The following is a 24,177-nucleotide window of genomic DNA, read 5'->3' as shown; positions in this document are numbered from 1 at the left end:
AGACGGCCGAGAACGGGGTATCAACATATCTGGCGTTGATTTTTGGCACGCTGTTGAGTTCTCAAGGAACGGACGCTTCCTTTGTACTCACCCGAGCTACTTCCTCAGGCTTTCCTCCGGGCGCTTCCCTTCGGTGTTTCCAACCTTACCAGATCCGTTTCCCGTTCCGTTCCCGGTCGGAATTCATTTCCGGTGGCCGTTGGAGGGCCTTGCTTAATTGATTGCCTTGCGGCTTTCTTTCAGCGAGTCCGACTTTATCAGAAGTTTTTGTCCGGACTGACCGGCCGCTCATTCCTGAGTCATCGGGTGGGCTCACTCGGGAATCATCTTCACGAGGAAGCCAGTAAATTTTCACTGCTGTCCTGGGGCATCCACCTCCAGGCAACTGTGTAAATCTACCTCCCAGCAGGAGCCGTGTCAACAGCTCTCGCGGGAACGAAGAGGAGACTAACAGTCCTGCGGGGGTGTGCGCACATCAGGCGGCGGTGGGCACGGCCGCGCTGCGTTCGTGCTCCTCCACGTCACCGATGTCGCCGGCTCGCACGGCACGTCCGCCCAGGACGAAGACGTACGCGAGGAAGGCGAGCTCTGCCAGGACGCCGATGCTGATGCGGGCCCAGGTGGGCAGGCCGGACGGGGTGACGAAGCCTTCGATGGCACCGGAGATGAACAGGATCAGCGCCAGTCCTACCGCCATGCCCAGTGCGGCTCGTCCCTCCTCGGCCAGGGCCGAGCGGCGGGTGCGGGGACCGGGGTCGATGACCGTCCAGCCGAGACGTAGGCCCGTGCCCGCTGCCACGAAGACGGCGGTAAGTTCCAGGAGACCGTGCGGAAGAACCAGGCCGAGGAAGACGTCGAGGCGGCCTGCCGAGGACATCAAGCCGATGCCGACGCCCAGGTTGAGCATGTTCAGGAGCAGGATCCACAGGACCGGCAGGCCCAGGAAGATGCCCAGGACCAGGCACATCGCGGCGGCCTGAGCGTTGTTCGTCCACACCTGGGCGGCGAATGAGGCCGCGGGATGGCTGGAGTAGTACGTCTCGTACTGGCCCCCGGGGCGGGTCATCTCACGGAGTGCGTCAGGGGCCGCGATGCCGGCCTGAACCTCCGGGTGCGTGCCGATCCACCACCCCAGGAGCGCGGCGACGAGGGTGGAGAGGAGTGCGGTGGGGACCCACCAGCGACGGGAACGGTAGACCGCGGCGGGAAAACCGTGGGTCAGGAAGCGCGTGACATCACGCCAGGAGGCACGTCGGGTTCCCGTCACGGCACTGCGCGCGCGGGCCACCAGTTGGCTGAGGCGGCCGGTCAGCTGCGGATCGGGGGCACTGGACTGGATCAGCGAGAGGTGGGTGGCCGTGCGTTGGTAGAGGGCGACGAGTTCGTCGACCTCGTCACCGTTGAGGCGACGCTGGCGGCGGAGCAGGGCTTCCAGACGGTCCCACTCCGCACGATGGGCGGACACGAAGACATCGAGGTCCATCGGGTGTGCTGCTCCTCGTCCCTCTCGTACTGCGTGTCAGCTTGTCGTACTACTGCGGCGCGATGTGACCTCAGCTTGGCAGACTGGCACCGCTGGGGGCAGATCAGGGCATGGAACTGGAAGGACCACGGATGTGAGTGAGCTAGTGACGGGCGAGGCGGTGGCGCTGGAACTGCGTCCCGCGAAGCTGCCGAGCCGGGCGCTGGCCGTTCTGCTCGACCTGGTCGTGGCCTTCGTCGTCTACTTCGCAGTGGTCCTGCTCCTGGCGATGGCCACGGCCGGTCTCGACGAGGCCGCTCAGATGGCGATATCCATAGCGAGCTTCCTGCTCGTACTGGTGGGCGGACCGATCGCGGTGGAGACGCTGAGCCATGGGCGTTCGCTGGGGAAGGTGGCCTGTGGGCTGCGGGTGGTGCGGGACGACGGCGGGCCGATCCGGTTCCGGCACGCGCTGGTGCGCGGGGCGGTCGGGGTGGTCGAGATCCTGATGACGTTCGGGGTCGTCGCCTGCATCGCCTCGCTCGTGTCGGCGCGGGGGCGGCGGGTCGGGGACGTCTTCGCGGGGACGCTGGTCGTGCGGGAGCGGGTGCCTGCCGGGCGGACGGCGTTCGTGCCTCCCCCACCTCACTGGCTCGTGGGTCAGTTCTCCGGGCTCGACCTGTCCGCCGTGCCGGACGGGCTGTGGCTGGCGATCCGCCAGTACCTGACGCGCATGGGGCAACTGGACCCGCACGTCGGCGCGGCGATGGCGGAGCGTCTCGCCTCGGACCTCGCGGCGCGTACGGGGGCTCCGGCGCCGTACGGGGTGCCGCCGGGCGCGTATCTGGCCGCGGTGGTGCACGAGCGGCAGGCGCGGGAGGCTCGGCAGGCGTTCGGGGGGTTGTCGGGGACGGGGGGTGTGTCGCAGCCCTTGGTGCCTCAGCCTCCGCTTGGCCCGATGTCTCACCCTCCGGTTGGCTCGGCGCCCCAGCCTCCCGTGAACCCGGCATATGCGCCGCCTGGGGGACTCGTGAGTCAGACCGCCCCGCCTGCCGGCCCCGCGGGGTATGCGCCGCCCGCGGGAGCTGCCGGGGCCCCTCCGGGGTCCGGTGCTTCCGGCCCGGCCGTGCCAGGGGCTTCGGTGGATTCGCCGCCGCCGCAGGAGCCGCCTGTCGAACGGCCGAGCACCGGGTTCGCGCCGCCTGCCTGAGCTTCGCCCAAGCCTTGAGGGTGGGGGCCGGGGCGTTGGCGGATGGGCCTCGGTCGAGCTTCGGCGTCCGCCAGGGGCCGGGTCCCCTTCGGCTCGGCGCCAGCCGAACTTCAGTCACGCATCCGCTTCAGTCGAACGTCGACGGCGGCGATTCCAGGTGCTCCAGTTCGATTCCCGGGGCCGCCAGCACGACGTCGCCCGCGATGTGGACGGTGTGCTGCTCGCCCGTGTCCAGGGCTGTGACCTGGTATGCGTCGACGATCAGGGGGTCGTTGTCAGTGGGGTGTGCTTCTCTTGCGATCAAGGCCCAGGACTGGTCCAGGGTGCGCGGGGCGAGGACCGGGTCGGTGAAGGCGACGAGGCGTACGCGGGTGGCGGGCGCGGAGGGGGTGAGGCGCAGGAGACGGGCTGCGGCGATCAGAAATGCCGGTGATGTGCCGGTGAAGGCGTGGGCGCGGACATTGCCTTCGGTGGCCTCCGTGCCGGTGGGGTCGGTGCGGACCCAGGTGACGCCGTCGAGGGCGGCGCCGCGGACCTGCCAGCTCGCGGCGTGGAGTTCGAGGCGGATGGGGCGGCCGAGTTCGTCGATGGCGAGGTCGACGGAACCGGCGTGGTCGCCGGACGGGGTGGTCAGTTGGGAGACATAGCGCCAGCCGGACGGGCCGGGCGCGCAGTGGAAGTGTTCTTCGGCGAGGAGTGTGTGGTCGTGCGTGTCATGAAGCGAATACCGGCCGCGGGGCATGGGCGTCCTGGGTCTTGACGGGCTGGTCCGGCCGACGGGGGGGCAGGGCGGGAGCCGAACGGGCAGGCCCCCGGCACGGGGGTGCGGGGGCCTGCCTGGGAGTCGCTGCCGAGGTGGGTGTGTCAGTGCACGGACGCACCCACCGCCGGGCGGATCGGATCAGTAGCGGTAGTGGTCCGACTTGTACGGGCCTTCGACCTCTACGCCGATGTACGCGGCCTGCTCGGGGCGGAGCGTGGTGAGCTTCACGCCGAGCGCGTCGAGGTGGAGGCGGGCGACCTTCTCGTCGAGGTGCTTGGGCAGCGTGTAGACGCCGGTCGGGTAGGCGTCGGGCTTGGTGAACAGCTCGATCTGGGCCAGGGTCTGGTCCGCGAAGGAGTTGGACATCACGAACGACGGGTGGCCGGTGGCGTTGCCCAGGTTCAGCAGGCGGCCCTCGGAGAGGACGATGATCACCTTGCCGTCGGGGAAGGTCCAGGTGTGGACCTGCGGCTTGACCTCGTCCTTGACGATGCCGGGGATCTTGGCGAGGCCGGCCATGTCGATCTCGTTGTCGAAGTGGCCGATGTTGCCGACGATGGCCTGGTGCTTCATCTTGGCCATGTCCGAGGCCATGATGATGTCCTTGTTGCCGGTCGTGGTGATGAAGATGTCGGCCTTGTCGATGACCTCGTCGAGGGTCGTGACCTGGTAGCCGTCCATGGCGGCCTGGAGCGCGCAGATCGGGTCGATCTCGGTGACGATCACGCGGGCGCCCTGTCCGCGCAGGGACTCCGCGCAGCCCTTGCCCACGTCGCCGTAGCCGCAGACGACGGCGGTCTTGCCGCCGATAAGGACATCGGTGGCGCGGTTGATGCCGTCGATCAGGGAGTGGCGGCAGCCGTACTTGTTGTCGAACTTCGACTTGGTGACGGCGTCGTTCACGTTGATCGCCGGGAAGAGAAGGATGCCGTCGCGCTGCATCTCGTACAGGCGGTGGACGCCGGTGGTGGTTTCCTCGGTGACACCGCGGATCTCCGAGGCGAGCTGGGTCCACTTCTGGGAGCCGTCGGTGATGGTGCGGTTGAGGAGTTCGAGGATGACGCGGTGCTCGTCGTTCTCGGCGGTGTCGACCGAGGGGACCTTGCCGGCCTTCTCGTACTCGACGCCCTTGTGGACGAGGAGGGTGGCGTCACCACCGTCGTCGAGGATCATGTTGGGGCCGCCGGTGGGGCTGTCCGGCCAGGTCAGGGCCTGCTCGGTGCACCACCAGTACTCCTCCAGCGTCTCGCCCTTCCAGGCGAAGACCGGAACACCCTGCGGGTTGTCCACCGTGCCGTCCGGGCCGACCGCGATGGCGGCGGCGGCGTGGTCCTGGGTGGAGAAGATGTTGCAGGAGGCCCAGCGGACCTGGGCGCCGAGGGCGACCAGGGTCTCGATGAGGACGGCGGTCTGCACGGTCATGTGCAGGGAGCCGGTGACGCGGGCGCCGGCGAGAGGCTGGGCCTCGGCGTACTCCTTGCGGATGGCCATCAGGCCGGGCATCTCGTGCTCGGCGAGGGTGATCTCCTTGCGGCCGAACTCGGCCAGGGAGAGGTCGGCGACCTTGAAGTCCTGTCGGTTTTCGACAGTCGTCATTGCGAGCTGCTCCTCGGTGTCGGATCGAGGGTGGGTAGGGCTGGTCTGCGCGGCGGCGGACACAGGGGTGCCCGAAGAGGACACAGGCATGCCCGCGTGCGCGCAGCGCAGTCCGTCGGAGGCCCTCTCTCCCTCGGCCGGTCCTCACCGGGACCGCCCGACCGCCATCAGCAGCGACGTCTGGCTCCGTCCCAAGCTACACGGTGGGCCCGGCCTGCCCCAGTCCGCCTGCGTACGGATCAAGCCGAAGGCGGCGGTCGGGGCGGCGGGCCGGGCCGAGATTTTGCGGGCCGGGAAGGGGAGAGAACCCAAGAACGCCCGTCGCGTAAGTTCGCGACGGGCTTGTTGTCTTGGGAGACGGCGGTGGGTCAGTGCTCGGCGGTGGGGGTCGGGCCGCCGGGCGCGGCCTCGAGGTCGGCGCCCTTGGCGGCTTCGGCCTCGCTGTAGATGTCGGGCTCCAGGTAGATGACGCGGGCGATCGGGACGGCCTCGCGGATGCGGGCCTCGGCGGCGTCGATGGCGTTCGCGATCTCGGTGGCCGTGTCGTCGTGCTGGACGGCGATCTTGGCGGCGACGAGGAGCTCCTCGGGGCCGAGGTGGAGGGTGCGCATGTGGATGACGCGGGTGACGGTGTCCCCGTCGACGACGGCCTTCGCGATCTTCTCGACGTCCTCGACGCCGGCGGACTCGCCGAGGAGCAGGGACTTGGTCTCGACGGCGAGGACGATCGCGATGAGGATGAGCAGGACGCCGATGCAGAGGGTCCCGATGCCGTCCCAGACGCCGTCGCCGGTGAGCAGGGCGAGGCCGACACCGCCAAGGGCGAGGATCAGGCCGACGAGGGCGCCGAGGTCCTCCAGGAGGACGACGGGCAGCTCGGGGGCCTTGGCGTGGCGGATGAACTCGGTCCAGGACTTCTTGCCCCGCAGGACGTTGGACTCCTTGATGGCGGTCCGGAAGGAGAACGTCTCGGCGATGATCGCGAAGACGAGGACGCCGACGGGCCAGTACCAGGCCTCGATCTCGTGCGGGTGCTTGATCTTCTCGTAGCCCTCGTAGAGGGCGAACATGCCGCCGACGGAGAAGAGGACGATGGAGACGAGGAAGGCATAGATGTAGCGCTCGCGGCCGTAGCCGAAGGGGTGTTGCGGGGTCGCCTCGCGCTTGGCCTTCTTGCCGCCGAGGAGCAGCAGGGCCTGGTTGCCCGAGTCGGCGAGCGAGTGCACGGACTCGGCGAGCATCGACGACGAGTGGCTGAAGAGGAACGCCACGAACTTCGCTACCGCGATCGCGAGGTTGGCGGCGAGTGCCGCCACGATCGCCTTGGTGCCGCCTGACGCGCTCATGTGTCCGAGGTGTCCCTTCGCCTACGCATGGGTCTGTGTGTGGGCATGGGTACCCACGCTTCCGTCCGTCACGGGCCGGGCTTTGCCCGCCTTTTGCAGGGGGCATTGTTGCAGCCCGGTCGGGCGTCGGCGCGCCGGGCCGTGGATGAGGTGACGGCGGGCGGGCGTCCGGGCGGCGCCGCGGTGTGGACGGGTGCCGCCCGGACACGGTTCAGGTGGTGGTCATGCCACGACCGTCGCGCGGAACAGCGTGCCCGGCCCGGACACCTCGGCCTTCTCGTCCGCCGCTACGAAGACGGACTCGCCGGGGGCGAGGGTGTGGCCGCCCGCCCGGACGGAACCGGCCGTGCACAGGAGGATCTGCGGGGTGGCGCGGGTGAGGTCGTGCGGGGTGGTGGCCTCGGAGAGGACGTAGCGGGAGAGGCGGAACTCGTCGATGGGGGTCTCGTAGACCTCTTCGCCGTCGGGAGCCGCCTCGGGGCGCAGGACTCCGGGGTCGGTCGCCTCGAAGCGGACGATGCGCAGGAGTTCGGGGACGTCGACGTGCTTGGGGGTGAGGCCGCAGCGCAGCACGTTGTCGGAGTTGGCCATGATCTCGACGCCGAGGCCGTTCAGATAGGCGTGCGGGATTCCGGCGCCGAGGTACAGGGCCTCGCCAGGCTGCAGGCGGACGTGGTTGAGGAGCATGGCGGCGATGACGCCGGGGTCGCCCGGGTAGTGGTGGGCGATGTCGGCGTACGGGGCGTGGTCGCCGCCGAGGTGGGCGCAGGCTGCCGCGGCCTCCGTGACCGTGTCGGCCATCTCCTCTGGGTCGGCGCCCAGGACGGCGGTCAAGACCTCGCGCAGCGCGGCCTCTTCGGGGTGGGCGTGCAGGAGGTCGACGTACGGCTTGAGGGAGTCGACGTCGAGGGCGGCCAGCAGGTCGGCGGCCCGGTCGGGGTCGCGGAAGCCGCAGAGGCCGTGGAACTCGGTGAGGGCGCAGATCAGTTCGGGCTTGTGGTTGGCGTCCTTGTAGTTGCGGTGGGCCGCGTCGACCGGGACGCCTCGGCGCTCCTCGTCCTCGTACCCCTCCCTGGCTTGTTCGAGGTTGGGGTGGACCTGGAGGGAGAGGGGGGCGCCGGCGGCGAGGAGCTTGAGGAGGAAGGGGAGGCGGGGGCCGAACTTGGCGACGGTCCGGGATCCCAACTCGCGTTCCGGGGCCTCGTCGATGATCTCGGTGAGAGGGCCGCGCCCGGTGCGTGAGGGCGCGCCGGGGTGGGCGCCCATCCACATCTCCGCCTGCGGTTCACCGGTGGGTGCCACCCCGAGGAGTTGGGGGATGGCCGTGGTGGAACCCCAGGCGTAGGGGCGGACGGTGTTGTCGAGGCGGTCCATGCTGTGGGTTTCTCCGTACGTGGGGAGCCTGCCGGGCCCGGCCGGGATCGTGGTCGGGCTGCGGTAAGGATCAGGCTCCGGAAGCGAGCGACAGGTAAACGGCGGCGAAATCGGTGATGGCGATCATCTCCGCGAGCGTTTCCAGGTCGCTGCCTTCCTCGGGTTCCAGCTCGCTGATCGCGGTGTCGTGGCCGAGGGCCAGCTCCCGGGCGGCCGGGACGGCGCTCAGGCCCCCGGTCGGGCGGTCGCGGACGAGCACCACGCGCGCGTGCAGCACGGGTGCGTCCTCGACGCGGTCGCGGAAGAAGTCGTCGGGGTCGGCGTTCGCGGCCAGGGGTCCGGACAGGAGGACCGTGTGCGAGGAGAGGGCCTCCGGAAGCTGGGCGACGAGGGCGGGGCGGCCCGCCAGTTCGGCGAGCGCGGAGGCGAACCGGCGGCCCACCGGGCCGGCGGCCTGCCCCTCGGTCCAGATCACCGGAAGTGAGTCGGCCAGCTCGGCGGCGAGCGTCTTGGCGGGGTTGCTGTAGGTGGCGATGGCCGGGCCGCAGCGCTCGGCGACGTGGTCGAGGCGGTCGGCGACCTTGTGCAGGGCGTCCGGCGGGGCGGCGACCAGTCCGGTGCGGTCCAGGAGCGCCAGCATGGGGGTGAGCAGGGCCCACAGGACGCCGGGGGCCGAGGCGCCCAGGGGTACCTCCTGCTCGTACGGGGCAGCCGCCATCGACACGAACAGGCCGTGGGCACCTTCCACGGCCTCGGCGACCGGGGTACGGGCCGGGGCGACGGCGACGACCGTGCAGCCTCGGCGGTACGCCTGTTCGACGAGGATGGACAGGCCTGGTTCGGCGCCGTCCGCGGTGGCGACCAGGAGAAGGTCGACCGGGCCCGCCCAGCCGGGGAGCTCCCAGCGGAGGGCACCCGCGGCGGGGGCCACGCCGGTGGGGTGGAGGCGGGTGAGGGGGCAGGCGGCGCCCGCCAGGGCGCCGAGCAGATCTGCGACGCCCGCGGAGGCCATGCCGGGGCCCGCGATCATGAGGGCGCGGGGGCGGCCGTCCGGTTTCAGGTCCGGGATACCGGCCTCGGTGCCGAGGCTGATGGCCGTGCGGACCCGGGCGCCGGCCTCGGCGGCGCCGCGGAGCAGGCCGCGGCGGTCCGCCTCCGACAGGGCGTCGGGGGTGTCTAGCAGCGATTCGTCGAGCATGGGCGGCAGCCTCCGATCGCCGGGCGCCCTTTACGCCAGTTCGCCTTACGTTCGCCTTTACGTCGGGTTTCCCGGCGTGGGCGTGGTTACGCCTGGTGCGAGTGCCTGGTCGCGTGATCAGGCGGGGCGGCGGGCCTCGTCGACGAGGAGTACGGGGATGCCGTCCCGGATCGGATAGGCGAGGCCGCAGTCCTGGCTCGTGCAGGTCAGCTCGGCGTCTCCCTCGGTGAGGGGGGCGTGGCACGCCGGGCAGGCGAGGATCTCCAGGAGGCCGGCTTCGAGCGGCATGTCGGGTCCCTTCGGGGGCGGGGGTGTGCGGTGCGGCCTGGTCAGAGTACCGCCGAGCGGGGGTCGGTGCCGGGGTTGGGGGTTCGGGCTGCGGCGGCTTGTCTGGTGGTTTCGCCCCCGCCGCCCCTACCCGTTCCCATCACGTTCCCATCCTCAGGGCGGTGCCCCTTCGATCCTCTTGGGCACCTGGTACCTAGTGGCTCGGGGACACGGATGGGAGGGTGGGTGCCGGTTGTGCGGGGTGATCGCGCGGTTCCCCGCGCCCCCGGGAAAAGCGGCCGTTCAGGTTCTGATGATCGTCAGGACCTCGTCGCGGATCTTCGTCATCGTCGCCTCGTCCCTCGCCTCCGCGTTCAGCCTCAGCAGGGGTTCCGTGTTGGAGGGGCGGACGTTGAACCACCAGTCGGCGGAGGAGACCGTCAGGCCGTCGAGGTCGTCCAGGGTCACGTCGTCGCGGCTCTCGTAGGTGGAGCGGATCGCGGCCAAGCGGCCTGTCTGGTCGGCGACCGTGGAGTTGATCTCGCCGGAGCCGGTGTAGCGGTCGTACTGGAAGACGAGGTCGGACAGGGGGCCCGGCTGGCCGCCGAGGGCGGCGAGGACGTGGAGGGCCGCGAGCATGCCCGTGTCGGCGTTCCAGAAGTCGGCGAAGTAGTAGTGGGCGGAGTGCTCGCCGCCGAAGATGGCGCCGGTCCTCGCCATCTCGGCCTTGATGAAGGAGTGTCCTACGCGGGTACGCACGGGCGTGCCGCCGTTCTCCCGCACCACCTCGGGGACCGACCACGATGTGATCAGGTTGTGGATGATCGTGCCTTTGCCGCCGTGCTTGGCCAGTTCCCGGGAGGCGACCAGGGCGGTGATCGCGGAGGGCGGGACGGGTTCGCCCTGCTCATCGACGACGAAGCAGCGGTCTGCGTCGCCGTCGAAGGCGATGCCGAGGTCGGCGCCCTCTTCACGGACGCGCTTCTGGAGGTCGACGATGTTCGCCGGGTCGAGGGGGTTGGCCTCGTGGTTCGGGAAGGTGCCGTCCAACTCGAAGTACATGGGCACGACGTCCAGCGGCAGGCCGGCGAAGACCGTGGGGACGGTGTGGCCGCCCATGCCGTTGCCCGCGTCGACGACGACCTTCAGGGGGCGGATCGAGGTCAGGTCGACGAGACCGCGGAGGTGCGCCGCGTAGTCCTTCAACGTGTCCCGCCGGGTGATCGTTCCCGGTGTGGCGGCCGGCTCGGGGGCGCCCGACTCGCTCCAGCCCTCCACCAGTTCGCGGATCTCGGCGAGACCCGTGTCCTGGCCGACGGGGGCGGCGCCCGCGCGGCACATCTTGATGCCGTTGTACTGGGCGGGGTTGTGGGAGGCCGTGAACATCGCGCCCGGCAGGTTCAGTGCGCCCGAGGCGTAGTACAACTGGTCCGTCGAACAGAGGCCGATCTCGGTGACGTCCGCCCCCAGTGCCGCCGCCCCGCGCGCGAAGGCCCGCGACAGGCCGGGCGAGGAGGGCCGCATGTCGTGGCCGACCACGAGGGCGTCCGCGCCGGTGAGCCGCGCGAACGCCGCGCCGAAGAGCTCGGCCAGGGTCTCGTCCCACTGGTCCGGGACCACCCCGCGCACGTCGTACGCCTTCACGATCGTCGACAGATCAGCAGCCACGGCCAAACCCTCCTGAAGTCCTCACCGGCCACCCAAACTACCCGCCCGGGCCGCCAGCCGACCGTGTGACCTCCGAGGATGCCCGGGAGACGTGTGCCGTCGCCTTGCCGGAGCCCCGACTGCGGTTCCGCCGGGTTCCACGGAAGCGTCCACTCCACTACGGGCGTGCTCCGGCCCACCACGCTCAGTCACATCACGAGCAGCCCCGATGCTCCACGGAAGCACCTCGCGCAGCAGTTGCCCTCGCGGCCGGCGAGGCCGACGGCGGCGCAGGCGATGGTCCGGTGCAGCAGGAACATCATCTTGCCGAGGACGCCTCCGCGGTTGTGACGGCGGTGCGCAGTTCGAGCGACGGGCCAGGACTCGCGGGGCCGCGCTGGGCAAGGGCCAGGACGGAGGTCACGGTGAGGAGTGCGAACGGCAGTTCGTGGACCGTGGCCTGCCGCTCCCTGACGGCCACGCGCGCGTGGGCCCCCAGCACGACGGACGTGTAAGCCCCATGAACAGCACCAGGGTGCCTCCGGTGGGCACGAGCGGCCAGGCGAAGACGTTGCCGCTGACGGGCCCCGTCCGGGACGGCGACATGCGGGAAGGCCAGTCGTACAGGGCCAGTCGTACAGGGCCAGTCGTACAGGGCCAGTCGTACGTGCTCGTTTGCTCGTCGAGGTCCTCGCCGCTGATACCGGTGAGGACGGCGGTGCGTACGGGTTCGGCGGCGGGCTGACGGGCGTGGGGGCTGGGCGCCGCCGGTGGGTGTGGGGCATCGGCCGCCGAGTTGCGCGGAGACGTGGTCGGAGGCGGTGAACCGGCCCATGGTGCAGGCGGGTCCGCAGACCAGGGCGGGTGCTTTGGTCTCGCGCAAGCCTTGTCGTCCGTCGACGAGGACGACGAGGGCGAGCGGCACGACCGGGGCGAGCAGCGGTGTCTGTCGGCCGACCACGGACGCGACGGTGTCCAGGGGCAGTTCGGTCCGGTTCGACGCCGAGCGACAAGGCGCTGACGACGATCCGCACGATCGGGAAGAGACCGAACGCGGCCTCCAGGGCGGCGCTGGAAGCCTCTGACCGAGTGGCATCGGGTAGGCGTGCCAAGTGGACTGAACGGCCGCCAGAAGGCCGAGCAGCCCTGCGAGATGAGCTTTCAGGCACAGGCCGCCGAGCGAACCGGAGCAGATGGAACGACCCGAACGACCCGAACGAGCCGGAGCGGCCGCGGGAACGCGAGAAGGAAGCCGGTGGGAAAGGGGGTGGTCCGGCACCTTGGGCGCATGACAACGCCCGTGCGCGGGGTGTCAGTTGTCGGGTGAGCGCAGTACGCGGAGGTGGCCCCGGCGGGCGACCTCCATCGGGTCCACCGAGCGGGCACCGCCACCGGCCTCGGCGGCGCGCTGCTGCGGGCGGGCCGCCTCTCGCACGGCGTTGGCAAGCGCTTCCAGGTCGTCACCGCTGGGGCGTGCGGGGGCCGAGCCGTCCAACAGGCGTACGACCTCCCAGCCGCGCGGGGCGGTGAGGCGCTCCGAGTGCTCGGCGCACAGGTCGTAGCAGTGGGGTTCGGCGTAAGTGGCGAGGGGGCCGAGGACCGCGGTCGAGTCGGCGTAGACGTACGTCAGCGTCGCGACGGCGGGGCGGCCGCAAGCGGTGCGCGAACAGCGACGTACAGGGCTCACGACGTTGGACGGTACCGCACTCTTGAGCGGGCCGCGACGACTCTCCATCAGGTCACTCCACCGTGTCGTGCTGTGAAACGCCCCACACTCCCCTCCGAACCCACCGTGTTGACCTGCGAGTAACCCGCCGTCCGGGATGCCGAACACTCCTGAATTCGATCAATTATCGGCATAAACCATGGCAATTGGCATGAGTTCGCCGCTCCCGGAGAGACACAGAAACGAGCCCAACCTTGGCCGGAATGCTCATCCCGCGCCACACCGTAAATCGCGCCGGAGCGACGCCCTACGGCGCGCCGGTTGGACGTACCAGGTCAGCGGCGTCAGCCCGGTGGGTGCGGCCGGGGGTGTGGAGCCGGGCGCGCGGACCTGGCGAGGACTACGCTTCACAGGTGATGGACAACCTCGTACCGCCCCGTGCCGCCTCCGCACCCGGGCCCCGCCGTCGAGATCGGCACGGCAGGGGGATGCGCGGGCCGATCGCGCCGCCGCAGGTGCCGCTCGCGGCGAGTCGTGCCGATGTGTTCGCGGATCTTGTGCAGGACGCCGTGGAGCGGTTGGAGCGGCGGTGGCCGCAGCTGGCGGACGTCGACTTCCTCGTGCTGGAGGTGCCGCGGCTCGACGGCCCGAGGGACGGCGCCTGGAACGACGAGGCCGTGCCGCTCGGGGGGAGCGTGCCCGCGCGGGAGGGGCGGCCGGCTCGGGTGGTCGTCTACCGGCGGCCGGTGGAGATCCGGACCAAGGGGCGGGACGAGCGGGCCGCGCTGGTGCACGAGGTCGTGGTGGAGCAGGTGGCCGAGTTGTTGGGGCTGAATCCGGAGACCGTCGATCCTCGGTACGGGGAGGACTGACGGTCGGGGCGCGGGTGACGGCCGGGGCGGACTGATCAGAAAGTTTCGCCTCCGCCGCCCCTAGCCGTCCCATCCGCGTTTCCATCCCCAGGGGCTGCGCCCCTTCGACCCCGGGTCCGGCCGATCCGGGTGTGTTGGTCGGATGCGTTGTCCGGGTGCGTTCGTCGGGCGCGGGTGAGTGGGGGTTTGTCACGCAGTTCCCCGCGCCCCTGAAGAGCGGGGCTGCGCCCCATGCTCTTCCCCTCAGCGTTGACGCTGGAGTACCGACAGGTCCTGTTCCGCTTCCGGAACGGCGACCGTGCCACGGTCGTCCGGGAGGGTCTGGATGGTGAAGGCGGGGACGGTGTCGATCTTGGACTCAAGGGTGCGGGAGGCATAGACGGGGCCGCCTGAGGCCGGTTCCACGGTGAGGGCGTAGGTGCCCTTGAGACCGGCCGGGGCGGGCATGTCGACGTTCTGGGTGGTGCCGGCCTTGATGGTGAAGGTCTTGGTCGTGGCTTCACCACCCCCCGTGCCGGCGGAGGCGGTGATCTTCACCTCGGCGGTGCGGGTGGGGGCGGTCAGGGCGAGGGTCGTGCCCTTGGCGCGGTTGTCGGTGACGGTGGCGCGCGCGCCGACCGGGCGGGCGGCCGGGATGAAGGCCGTCTCCTGGTTGGCGCCCTTGCCCCGGACCACGCGGAGGGCGGCGACCACCGGGACCGACTCTCCGGTGGGGGTCAGCAGCAGGGAACCGGCCTCGCCCCGGGTGATGTCGCCCAGGTCGGCGGATGCGGTCATGCCCGCCTTGACGTGCAGCGTCTCGTTGCCGGCTGGGGTGATCGGGCCGCCCGGCGAGGCGAGCCGGAGCTTGAGGTCGGCGTCGGTCTCGCCGGGGGCGAAGGCGACGAGGCGCACCGAGGTGGCGTCCTTCGGGATGCCGGGGAGGACCAGGCTGCCCGCCGGGTCGGTCGCGGCGGGCAGCCAGTCGCCGCCGAGCTTGTCGTCGAGGGCCTGGACCGTGGCGGCGACCCGGCCGCTGCGGACGCTGACGTGGACCGTCAGGTCGGCCTCCTTGGCCGTGGCGAGCGTCGACAGCAGGACCGGTTCGTCGGCGCGGGGCTGGACCGTGATGCCCTCCCCCACCGTCGACTTCAGGGCACCGTCCTTGCCGTAGAGCTCGATGTCGACCACGGCCGCCGAGTCGTCCGGATTGGTGAGGTGGACGTAGTCGGTGCGGCCCGCGGCCGTGCTGACGCCCGGGAACCAGAACTCCGTGTCCGGCGCGGTGCAGTTGACGCCGAGCAGCCCCCGGCCGGTGCCGGCGGCGACCTCGGTGGTCTCCTGGACGGTCCAGCCGGGCGCGAACTTCCCCTCGGCCGCGCCGATCAGCGCGGGCGCATCACCACCGTCGGTGCTCCCGGCGACGGGTTTGCCGGGAGCCTTGGGCTCCACGACGGGCTTGCCGGCCGGGTCCTTGTCGCCCTTGTCCTTGTCGCCCTTGTCCGTCGACTCATCGGCCGCTGCCACGAGTTCGGCGCTGCCTTCGCCTCCGGTGCCCTCCGTGACGGGCGTGAACGACGTGTACGCCGTCTCCGCGACGTCCGAGCTGCTCGGCCGCGGGCAGAGCAAGCTGGTGCGCTGCACAGGCAGTTGGGCGGCCGCCTTCGCGGTTGTCTCGCCACCGGCGTCGCCTGGCGCGGTGAGCACGGCGAAGCCGGTGACGGCGGCGAGGGCGGTCGTGCCGGCGATCAGGGACAGGGTCGTGCGGTTCACTGCTGGCTCCCGTCGGGGCGCTCACTGTCGGCGCCGGTGCCGTGCGACGGGTCGTACGTCGCGTCGTAGCCCTGGGTGTACGTCTGGTCGTACGAGACCGTGTCGCCGCCGTAGGAGGCGTACGGGTCGTACTGGGCGCCCTGGTAGGGGTCGGCCTGGTAGTGCTGCTGGTCGTAGGCGACCGGCGGGTACTGCTGGGCGCCCTGGTACTGCTGCTCGTAGTGGCCGTACTCGGTGTTCGTGGCGTCCCTCCCCCAGGCTCGGACGTCCTCGCCCGGGGGGACCCCCACGCCATACGCCTGCTGCTGCGGGGCGGGGACCGCGACCTCTTCCGGGGGTACGGGCAGGTGGGGGTCCGCGGACTGCTCGGCCTCGGCCTCCGCCTGGGCGCGCAGGCGGCGGGCGCGGCGGCCGTCGCCGGTGATGTCCTGGGCGGGCACGGAGACGGGCTCGTCGGGGAGGTCGTCGTCGACGTCCCGGCGGCGGCCGGGCAGGGCGAGGACGACGAGGACCACGGCCAGCGAGCCTTGCGCCCACAGCCAGGCGGTGTGGGTCACGGGGGCGTCGAAGGTGACGTCCAGCCTGCCGCCGCCCACGGGCAGTTGGAAGCCCTGGGCCCAGCCGTCGACCGTGGTCGGGGTGAGCGGCCTGCCGTCGAGGGTGGCCGTCCAGGACTCGTCGGCGGTGTCGGCGAGGCGCAGGACACGGCCCGAGCCGCCGGCCGGGATGGTGGTGTGCACGTCGACGGGGCCGGCGGCGACGGCCTTCGGGTCGCCGGAGGATGCCTCGATGGTGACGCGGGCGACCTGGCGGTCCACCCGCCACAGGGCGCTGCCGTCCTGCTGGCTGAGCCGGCTCAGACCGGGTGTGGCGTCCAGGACGCGGCTGACCTCGCGGGGCGCGCCGGGGCGGACGAGGACGTAGCGCACGGCGAAGCCGCCGAGTTCGTCGCTCTGGTCGGCGCCGGAGCCCGCCACCAGGTTGGCCACGACCTCGTCGAGCTGCTTGTTCTCCCCGGCGGCGGCGGTGAGTTCGGCGTCGCCGAGGCGGACGCCGGAGCCGCGGACCAGGGTGTAGGAGACCTTGGCGGTGGAGTCGCTGTCGAGGACCAGGGTGCGGGCCTGGTCGCGGGTGCCGCTCTCCTCGGCGACGAACGCGGGAACCTGGACGGGGTCGCGGCGCTCCAGGGGCCCGTCGGCACCGCCGAGGATCCATCCGGCGGCGGCGAGCAGCGGGCCGACGGCGGCGGCGAGCGCGATGAGCACGGCCACCGGCTGGCGCCAGCCGAAGCTCTGCTCGGCCACCCGGAAGCGTGCTCCGTCGGCGCCCAGGGTGGCGGCGGCGAGGAGGGCGATGCCGTAGACGAGGGTCGCGGGGCCGGCCCAGGTCGAGCCGTTGGAGAGGACCGCGAGGACGAGGGCCACCAGGGCGGCCGTCCAGGCGGTCCGGATGCCCAACTGGCGTTCTGAGCGCAGCAGGGCGGCGAGCGCTGCCAGGACGATGCCGATGAGCGTCAGGCCGCCGACCGTTCCGGGCCCTCCTGGGCTGATGCCGAGCAGGTCCGTCGCCGAGGCCGTGCCGCCGCCGTACTCCAGACCGGCCTCCTGGAAGAAGCCGAACGGCAGCAGGGTGAGCGACCAGGGGGCGAGGATCAGCAGGGGGGTGCCCAGCTGGGCGAGGAAGCGCGGGCCGTAGGCGGTGATCTCGCGGCGGCGCACGGCGAGGAGCCCGAGGCCGAGGAGCAGCGCGATGGGCCACACGATGGGGGTGAACGCGGTGGTGATGCTCAGCAGCAGCGCGTACGCCCAGGTGGCGCGCCAGCTTCCGCGCGCCCCCGTGCTGTTCGTGAGCCCGGCGGCCGCGGCGCCCGCGCGGGCGATGAGGGGCAGCAGGATCGCGAGGACGGCGGTGCCGATGCGACCGGTCGCGAGCGCGCCGGTGACGGCCGGCAGGAAGGCGTAGACGACGGCCGCCCAGGCGCGCAGCAGCCGGGAGGCGACGAGGGGCCGTGAGGCGAAGTAGGCGGTGAAGCCGGCGAGTGGCACGGAGGCCACGAGGAGGACGGTGACCGCGAGTCCGGCGGAGCCGAACAGCAGGGAGGCGAGCATGGCCACGACGGCCAGATACGGCGGTGCGGCCTGGGCGCCGCCCGCGCCGACCGGGTGCCAGGCGTCCAGGTAGCGCGCCCACAGCTCGGCTGAGTCGGCAGGGGCGGGCAGCAGGGCGCCGCCCGCGAGCGCGCCGCCGCCGAGCAGTTCACGGCAGGCGACGAGCGAGGCGAGCAGCAGGAGGGCGAAGAGCACGGGTCCGGGCTTGCGCGCGATGCGCTTGAGCCGGGCGAACTGCTCGACCTGCAGGAAGTCGGCGTCGTCGTCACCAGGTCCCGACTCGACCGCGCCGCCGTGCCGTCCGGCGGGGACGGACTCGGCGTCGGAGCGGCCGAACAGATCGCCCGCGGCCTGTTCGACGGTGGCCCGGACGGTCGCGCCGGGCGGCGGGAACAGCGGGCGCAGCTCGCCCTTGTCCAGCTGTGAGCGGCCTCTTCTGCGTCGCCCGGCGATGATCCGCTCGGGCCGCAGCAGCACGCTCAGCAGACCGCGGATCTCGTCAACGGCCTGTCCGGGGACCTTGCCGACCAGGTACGCGACGGTCCGGAGCAGGGTGCCGAGGACGATGCGCACCAGTACCCACGGCAGCTGGGCCGTACGGGAGTTGACGAGGAGGGTGTAGACCGCGCCCGCCTTGTCGACCATGTGCGGGGAGGCGGCGCTGCGGCCCACGCAGTCGACGGTGCGGCGCTCGCGGGAGGACGCCTCGGCGTGTCGTACGACGGCCTCGGGGGCGACCAGGACGCGGTGCCCGGCGGCGGTGGCGCGCCAGCACAGGTCGACGTCGTCCCGCATCAGGGGCAGTCGGCGGTCGAAGCCGCCCAGTTCCTCGAAGACGTCGCGGCGGATCAGCATGCCGGCGGTGGACACGGCGAGGCTGGGCTTGACGTGGTCGTGCTGGCCCTGGTCCTGCTCGCGGCGGTCGAGGCCGGTCCAACGACGGCCGGAGTTGGCGATGGTGACGCCGACTTCCAGGAGCTGGCGGCGGTCGTACCAGCCACGCAGCTTGGGGCCGACGACGGCGACGTCGTCCCGGCCCAGCTCGTGTTCGTTCTCCACGACGCGCAGCAGTTGGGCGAGGGCGTCGGGCTCGGGGGCGCAGTCGTCGTGCAGCAGCCACAGCCACTGGACCGGCTCGCCGTGGGGGAGCTCCGGCATGTCGTACGCGTCGTCGCGCCAGGTACGGCTGACGGGGTCCCAGCCGCTGGGGCGCCGGAGGTACGCCAGGTCGTCCTGGGTGAGGACGCCCGCGCTGCGGTTGGCCTCCTCGACGGCCTGGCCGAAACCGGTCCGCCGGGCGAGGTGCAGGACGCGGTCGGCGCCGAGGGCGTCGGAGAGGAGCCGGGCGGAGTCGTCCGCGCTGCCGGTGTCGGCCGCCATGGCGCTCTGCACGGGGCGCTCCTGGCCGAGCAGCCCGGCGAGCGCGTCGGGCAGCCAGCGGGCGCCGTCGTGCGCGACGAGGACCGCGGTCACCACATGACGTGGGAACTCGGGAGTGGCAGCGTCTTGGTGGGCTGCGGTGTGGCTGTGCACGGACATCGAGGTACGGGCCCCGGTTCGATGGACTGCGGTGGACGTCTGTGTCCGGCGGGGACAGCGGGACGTCTCGGACGAGGGCCCACACTAACGGCTGGGCAACATAGCGGCCCGCCGCCTGTGGACAACCACGGGCGGCGGGCCGTACGTGTTCGGAAGTTCCTGTTCGAGTGTGGCGGGACGGGGGTCAGACCGCTGCCTTCTTGAGGCGGCGACGCTCGCGCTCCGACAGGCCGCCCCAGATACCGAACCGCTCGTCGTTGGCGAGGGCGTACTCGAGGCATTCGGAGCGGACCTCGCAGGCGAGGCAGACCTTCTTGGCCTCGCGGGTCGAGCCGCCCTTCTCGGGGAAGAAGGACTCGGGATCGGTCTGGGCGCACAGCGCGCGCTCCTGCCAGCCGAGTTCCTCGTCCGCGTCGTCGACCAGCAGTTGCTGCACGAGCTCGGTCATGTGCGCCCCTCGTCCGTCTTTCGCGTCCCCGTCGTGCGGCCGTTACCGATGCCGGCTGAACGACACGAGTGAAATTACAAGTGTGCTGCTACGGGCGAGTCAAGCCGAGATCTGCTATTGAGCCCCTTATTCACTCTGCGGAACCAAGGCTATGCGGAAAGTGTTCAAATCGGCATAAACCTGACAGCGGCCTGACAACAGGCGGCAGTTCCGGATGGGGTCTCCCTCCCTTACGGGAAAAGACGCCCAGGAGTTCGATCTCGTTCCGACTCGTTCGAGCCGACCCGTTCGAGCCGACCCGTTCGTTCCGACTCGTTCGTTCCGACTCGTTCGAGCCGACCCGCTCCGGGGGTGTCGGCGACGCTCCTCGCGCGCGTGCCGACGCCTGCCCGGATGGACCCCATGTCTCCCCGACACCGCCAGCACAAACCTTTCATCGCGCGGATGCACCGAAAGAGGTGAAGCGACATCCACATAGCGGACGTGAAGTTGACAGCTGAGGTGTGAACCGCTGTCCTTGTGGGCATGCTCGCGCACTTGGCACTCACCTCGACCCGCACCGCCGGGTCCCTCGGTGCTGCCCGCTGTCGCTGTAGCTGTTGCTGTCCCAGCCGTTGAGCAGTACACGCTCCGGCTGCCACTGAGCCCGTCCAGGCTCGGCTGCCGTTCCCTTCGCCCGCGAGCGGGCACCCGCCCCGCCCTCGACCCGGGCGGACGGCATGCGACACCCGCCATCCCCACGCACTCTCCGTCGAGGACCACTCACTTCATGAACAGCGACAGCGACCTCCAGATCGCCGGCGACCTCCTCGAAGTACCCCACCTCCTCCAGGCGCAGCGCCAACACCCGGTCACCGTGGCCGAGTTCGCCGGACTGGCCCGCTCCATCGCCGAGGACCGCTCCCGGTGGGAGCACCTCGTCGAGTACGACGCGACGACCCGCTGGTACCACCGGCTGCAGACCGGCCCGGGGTACGAGGTGTGGCTGCTGTCGTGGGTGCCGGGGCAGGGCACCGGGCTGCACGACCACGGGGGCTCCTCCGGCGTGCTCACGGTGCTCGACGGCACCCTGACCGAGCGCACCGACCGGGGCACGCGGACGCTCAGCGCGGGCGCGCAGCGGGTTTTCGCGCCGGGTTACGCGCACGAGGTCGTCAACGACACACTGGAACCGGCCACAAGCCTGCACGTCTACTACCCCGGGCTGACGGACATGCCGATGCACACGGAGGCCTGCGCGGCGGCGACGGCGACGGCCTCCGCCTGAACACCGGGCGGCACGGCCGCGAGACATGGAACCGGCCGTGGTCACCTGCCGGGCGGCCCGCTGTCGTACCCGCCTGCGAGACTGTTTCCATGCGCATTGTGGTTCTGGCAGGCGGCATCGGTGGTGCCCGGTTCCTGCGCGGTCTGAAGCTGGCCGTGCCGGACGCGGACATCACGGTCATCGGCAACACCGGGGACGACATCCACCTCTTCGGGCTGAAGGTCTGCCCCGACCTCGACACGGTGATGTACACCCTCGGCGACGGCATCAACGAGCAGCAGGGCTGGGGCCGGGCCGACGAGACCTTCCACCTCAAGGAGGAGCTCGCGGCGTACGGCGTCGGGCCGGAGTGGTTCGGGCTCGGCGACCGGGACTTCGCCACCCACATCGTGCGGACACAGATGATCAGTGCCGGATATCCGCTGAGCGCGGTGACGGAGGCGCTGTGCGACCGGTGGAAGCCGGGCGTCCGGCTGATCCCCATGACGGACGACCGCGTCGAGACCCATGTGGCCGTCGAGGTGGACGGCGAGCGCAAGGCGATCCACTTCCAGGAGTACTGGGTGCGGCTGCGGGCCTCCGTGCAGGCCGAGGCCATCGTGCCGGTCGGCGCCGAGCAGGCGAAGCCGGCGCCCGGGGTGCTGGAGGCCATCGCGGAGGCGGACGTGATCCTCTTCCCGCCCTCCAACCCCGTCGTCTCCGTCGGCACCATCCTCGCCGTGCCCGGCATACGGGAGGCGATCGCCGAGGCCGGGGTGCCGGTCGTGGGCCTCTCCCCCATCGTCGGCGACGCGCCCGTGCGGGGCATGGCCGACAAGGTCCTCGCCGCCGTCGGCGTCGAGTCCACGGCCGCGGCCGTCGCCGAGCACTACGGCTCCGGGCTCCTCGACGGCTGGCTCGTCGACACCGTCGACGCGGGCACAGTCGAGCGCGTCGAGACCGCCGGGATCCGGTGCCGGGCCGTGCCGCTGATGATGACCGACCTGGACGCGACGGCGGCGATGGCGCGTGAGGCTCTGACGCTGGCGGAGGAGGTGCGGGGAGCTTGAACGGTCATCGCGGGACAAGCGTGACAGGGGAGAGCGCGGCGAGCGGGGAGAGCGTGGGAGAAGTGCCCCCCGGTGCCGGATACCGGATCTGGGCTCCGGGTGGGATTCCCGAGGTACGCAAGGGCGACGACCTCGCCGGGCTGATCACGGCCGCCGAGCCGGGGCTGGTCGACGGGGACGTGGTGCTCGTCACCTCGAAGATCGTGTCCAAGGCGGAGGGGCGGGTCGTCGAGGGAGCCGATCGCGAGGCCGCCATCGACGCCGAGACCGTGCGGGTGGTGGCCCGGCGGGGTGCGCTGCGGATCGTGGAGAACCGGCAGGGGCTCGTCATGGCCGCCGCCGGGGTCGACGCCTCCAACACGGCGCCCGGGACCGTGCTGTTGCTCCCCGAGGATCCGGACGCCTCCGCACGGACGATCCGGGACGGCATCAGGGACGCGCTCGGGGTCGAGGTCGGGGTCGTCATCACCGACACCTTCGGGAGGCCCTGGCGCAGTGGGCTGACGGACGTCGCCATCGGGGCGGCCGGCGTCCGGGTCCTCGACGACCTGCGGGGCGGCACCGACGCGCACGGCAATCCGCTCAGCGCGACCGTCGTCGCCACCGCCGACGAGCTGGCGTCCGCCGGTGACCTGGTGAAGGGCAAGTCCGCCGGGCTGCCGGTCGCCGTCGTACGAGGACTGGGGCACGTCGTGGCCGAGGACCACGGCGAGGGGACCAAGGCCCTGGTCCGAGGGGCACAGGACGACATGTTCCGGCTCGGCACCTCCGAGGCGGTACGACTGGCGGTGACCCAGCGGCGTACGGTCCGGGCGTTCACCGACGAGCCGGTCGATCCCGGGGCGGTACGGCGGGCCGTGGCCGCGGCCGTCACCGCACCGGCACCGCATCACACGACGCCGTGGCGGTTCGTGCTGCTGGAGTCCGAGGAGTCGCGGGTGCGGCTGCTCGACGCCATGCGGGACGCGTGGATCGCGGATCTGCGGCGGGACGGCAAGAGCGAGGAGTCCATCGCGAAGCGTGTGCGGCGCGGGGATGTGCTGCGCAACGCGCCGTACCTGGTCGTGCCGTGTCTGGTGATGGACGGGTCCCACACGTACGGGGACGCGCGGCGGGACGGCGCCGAGCGGGAGATGTTCGTCGTCGCGGCCGGGGCGGGGGTGCAGAACTTCCTCGTGGCGCTGGCCGGAGAGCGGTTGGGGTCGGCGTGGGTGTCGTCGACGATGTTCTGCCGGGATGTCGTGCGGGGGGTGCTGGGGCTGCCCAAGGGGTGGGATCCGATGGGGGCCGTGGCTGTGGGGCATGCGGCCGCGTCGCCTCCGGCTCGGGGTGAGCGTGACGCGGGGGCGTTCATCGAGGTTCGGTGACGTCGGGCGCGCCCTTGGAAGCCCGCAGGGCCCTACTAGGCTCATAAGGCACCGCTTCTCTCCTTAGGACCTCCTCGTGGCCGGACGTTTCCCTCAGCGGCCCACTCGTACGACTGTGCGAGGTGGGGATGTCGTCGTGCCTGGTGGAGTGCCTCGACAGGGGGCGGTGGCAGGGAAGCAGCGGATGTGGGTGCCGGAGGGTGCGCTCGATCTGGGGCTGGTGTTGGGGCCGCTGCGGCGGGGGCCCGGGGATCCGACCTTTCGGGCCATGCCGGACGGGTCCGTGTGGCGGGCCAGTCGTACGCCCGCGGGGGCGGGGACGCTGCGGGTCGCGCTACGGGGCGGGGTCGTCGACGCGGAGGCCTGGGGACCGGGGGCCGAGTGGCTGCTCGATCAACTGCCGACGATGCTCGGTGCCTCGGACGAGCCCGAGGTGTTCGTGCCTCGGCATCGGGTCGTGGCGATGACCTGGCGGCGGCGGCCCGGACTGCGGCTGACGCGGACCGGGCTGGTGCTGGAGTCGTTGATCCCGTCGGTGCTGGAGCAGAAGGTCACGGCGGACGAGGCGTATCGGGCGTGGCGGTTGCTCGTACGGAAGTTCGGGGAGCCGGCGCCGGGGCCCGCACCCGGGCGGATGTGTGTGATGCCGGGGGCGCGGGAGTGGGCGTTGATTCCGTCCTGGGAGTGGCATCGGGCCGGGGTGGACAACAAGCGGGCCTCGACGATTCTGCGGGCGGTTCGGGTGGCGGGGCGGCTGGAGGAGGCGGTGGGGATGTCACCGGTCGATGCGCGGGCTCGGCTGGAGCTGGTGCCGGGGATCGGGCCGTGGACGTCGGCGGAGACGGTGCAGCGGAGTCATGGGGCGGCGGACGCGGTGACCGTGGGGGACCTGCATCTGCCGGGGATCGTGGGGTTCGCGTTGGCCGGGGACCGGGATGCGGACGACTCCGTGATGTTGTCGTTGTTGGAGCCGTATGAGGGGCAGCGGCATCGGGCGGCTCGGTTGATCTTGTTGTCGGGGCGGGTACCGGCCCGGAGGGTGCCGCGGATGCCTCGCGGGGACATCGGAAAGTTGTAGCGCCCCCGCCGCCCCTACCCGTCCCATCGTTCGCCCTATCGTCAAGGGGCTGTGCCCCTTTGCCCCCATCCGCGGGTCCGGTGGGGGTTCTCGCGCGGTTCCCCGCGTCCCTTGAGGGCCTACGGCCACTCAGGGGCGAAAAGCACGGGGCGCAGCCCCTGCTCTTCG

The 24,177-nt window shown here is 71.4% G+C and carries 19 protein-coding genes; 6 read left to right on the top strand and 13 right to left on the bottom strand.

Translation table 11 applies throughout. The annotated features are described in order from the left end of the window. Positions 1-475: 475 nt before the first annotated feature. Positions 476-1,483: a stage II sporulation protein M gene (locus ACFY9I_RS12580; protein WP_391000347.1), complete on the bottom strand. Its 1,008-nt coding sequence runs from the start codon at positions 1,481-1,483 to the stop codon at positions 476-478. Between the two features lie 133 nt (positions 1,484-1,616). Here ACFY9I_RS12580 and ACFY9I_RS12575 point away from each other — a divergent pair, with 133 nt between their 5' ends. After that, a complete protein-coding gene (locus tag ACFY9I_RS12575) occupies positions 1,617-2,672 on the top strand; it encodes an RDD family protein (protein ID WP_391000345.1) in 1,056 nt (351 codons plus the stop codon). 127 nt (positions 2,673-2,799) lie between these two features. On the opposite strand, the gene ACFY9I_RS12570 is transcribed toward ACFY9I_RS12575, so the two are convergent. From ACFY9I_RS12570 to ACFY9I_RS12530, 9 genes are all read right to left on the bottom strand, one after another. Further along, positions 2,800-3,414, bottom strand: a complete 615-nt coding sequence (locus ACFY9I_RS12570) for a hypothetical protein (protein WP_391000343.1) — start codon at positions 3,412-3,414, stop codon at positions 2,800-2,802. A 159-nt stretch (positions 3,415-3,573) separates the two neighbouring features. Then, positions 3,574-5,031: an adenosylhomocysteinase gene (gene ahcY / locus ACFY9I_RS12565; protein ID WP_391000340.1), complete on the bottom strand. Its 1,458-nt coding sequence runs from the start codon at positions 5,029-5,031 to the stop codon at positions 3,574-3,576. A 368-nt stretch (positions 5,032-5,399) separates the two neighbouring features. Further along, entirely contained in the window at positions 5,400-6,377 is a 978-nt protein-coding gene (locus ACFY9I_RS12560) for a cation diffusion facilitator family transporter (RefSeq protein WP_391000337.1), read from the bottom strand. Positions 6,378-6,599: 222 nt separating this feature from the next. Further along, entirely contained in the window at positions 6,600-7,751 is a 1,152-nt protein-coding gene (gene manA / locus ACFY9I_RS12555; protein WP_391000335.1) for a mannose-6-phosphate isomerase, class I, read from the bottom strand. Between the two features lie 70 nt (positions 7,752-7,821). Further along, positions 7,822-8,949, bottom strand: coding sequence for an SIS domain-containing protein (locus ACFY9I_RS12550; RefSeq protein ID WP_391000333.1), 1,128 nt, complete (start codon positions 8,947-8,949; stop codon positions 7,822-7,824). 117 nt (positions 8,950-9,066) lie between these two features. Continuing rightward, positions 9,067-9,237: a Trm112 family protein gene (locus tag ACFY9I_RS12545; protein WP_391000330.1), complete on the bottom strand. Its 171-nt coding sequence runs from the start codon at positions 9,235-9,237 to the stop codon at positions 9,067-9,069. 282 nt (positions 9,238-9,519) lie between these two features. Next, positions 9,520-10,884 (bottom strand): phosphomannomutase/phosphoglucomutase, encoded by a 1,365-nt coding sequence (locus ACFY9I_RS12540; RefSeq protein ID WP_391000327.1) that lies wholly within the window; start codon positions 10,882-10,884, stop codon positions 9,520-9,522. Positions 10,885-11,182: 298 nt separating this feature from the next. After that, positions 11,183-11,365, bottom strand: coding sequence for a hypothetical protein (locus tag ACFY9I_RS12535; RefSeq protein WP_391000325.1), 183 nt, complete (start codon positions 11,363-11,365; stop codon positions 11,183-11,185). A gap of 810 nt (positions 11,366-12,175) precedes the next feature. Further along, the gene (locus ACFY9I_RS12530; RefSeq protein ID WP_391000323.1) at positions 12,176-12,598 is read right to left on the bottom strand and encodes a DUF3499 family protein; all 423 of its coding nucleotides are present in this window, start codon (positions 12,596-12,598) and stop codon (positions 12,176-12,178) included. A gap of 347 nt (positions 12,599-12,945) precedes the next feature. On the opposite strand from ACFY9I_RS12530, the gene ACFY9I_RS12525 reads away from it, so the two are divergent. After that, entirely contained in the window at positions 12,946-13,401 is a 456-nt protein-coding gene (locus ACFY9I_RS12525) for a metallopeptidase family protein (protein WP_391000408.1), read from the top strand. A 243-nt stretch (positions 13,402-13,644) separates the two neighbouring features. Here ACFY9I_RS12525 and ACFY9I_RS12520 read toward each other — a convergent pair whose 3' ends face one another. The 3 genes from ACFY9I_RS12520 to ACFY9I_RS12510 all read right to left on the bottom strand — a co-directional run bounded on the left by ACFY9I_RS12520 (position 13,645) and on the right by ACFY9I_RS12510 (position 19,248). Beyond that, the gene (locus tag ACFY9I_RS12520; protein WP_391000320.1) at positions 13,645-15,153 is read right to left on the bottom strand and encodes a DUF5719 family protein; all 1,509 of its coding nucleotides are present in this window, start codon (positions 15,151-15,153) and stop codon (positions 13,645-13,647) included. Further along, a complete protein-coding gene (locus ACFY9I_RS12515) occupies positions 15,150-18,800 on the bottom strand; it encodes a glycosyltransferase (RefSeq protein ID WP_391000317.1) in 3,651 nt (1,216 codons plus the stop codon). The genes ACFY9I_RS12520 and ACFY9I_RS12515 overlap by 4 nt, the downstream gene beginning before the upstream one ends. A gap of 184 nt (positions 18,801-18,984) precedes the next feature. After that, a complete protein-coding gene (locus ACFY9I_RS12510; protein WP_003975777.1) occupies positions 18,985-19,248 on the bottom strand; it encodes a WhiB family transcriptional regulator in 264 nt (87 codons plus the stop codon). Positions 19,249-20,017: 769 nt separating this feature from the next. Between ACFY9I_RS12510 and ACFY9I_RS12505 the strand changes: the two genes are divergently transcribed. From ACFY9I_RS12505 to ACFY9I_RS12490, 4 genes are all read left to right on the top strand, one after another. Beyond that, complete coding sequence (locus tag ACFY9I_RS12505) at positions 20,018-20,515, top strand: cupin domain-containing protein (protein WP_391000312.1); 498 nt, start codon at positions 20,018-20,020, stop codon at positions 20,513-20,515. A gap of 89 nt (positions 20,516-20,604) precedes the next feature. Continuing rightward, positions 20,605-21,564: a 2-phospho-L-lactate transferase gene (gene cofD, locus ACFY9I_RS12500; protein WP_391000309.1), complete on the top strand. Its 960-nt coding sequence runs from the start codon at positions 20,605-20,607 to the stop codon at positions 21,562-21,564. 53 nt (positions 21,565-21,617) lie between these two features. Next, on the top strand, positions 21,618-22,931 hold the full coding sequence (locus ACFY9I_RS12495) for a coenzyme F420-0:L-glutamate ligase (RefSeq protein ID WP_391000306.1): 1,314 nt from the start codon (positions 21,618-21,620) through the stop codon (positions 22,929-22,931). Between the two features lie 76 nt (positions 22,932-23,007). Continuing rightward, positions 23,008-24,009, top strand: a complete 1,002-nt coding sequence (locus ACFY9I_RS12490) for a DNA-3-methyladenine glycosylase family protein (RefSeq protein ID WP_391000303.1) — start codon at positions 23,008-23,010, stop codon at positions 24,007-24,009. Positions 24,010-24,177: the final 168 nt, after the last annotated feature.

Source organism: Streptomyces sp. NPDC012510 (assembly GCF_042955065.1).
Lineage (GTDB): Bacteria > Actinomycetota > Actinomycetes > Streptomycetales > Streptomycetaceae > Streptomyces.
The sequence above is the reverse complement of the archived record's forward strand: the minus strand, read 5'-3'. Positions and strand labels throughout refer to the sequence as shown.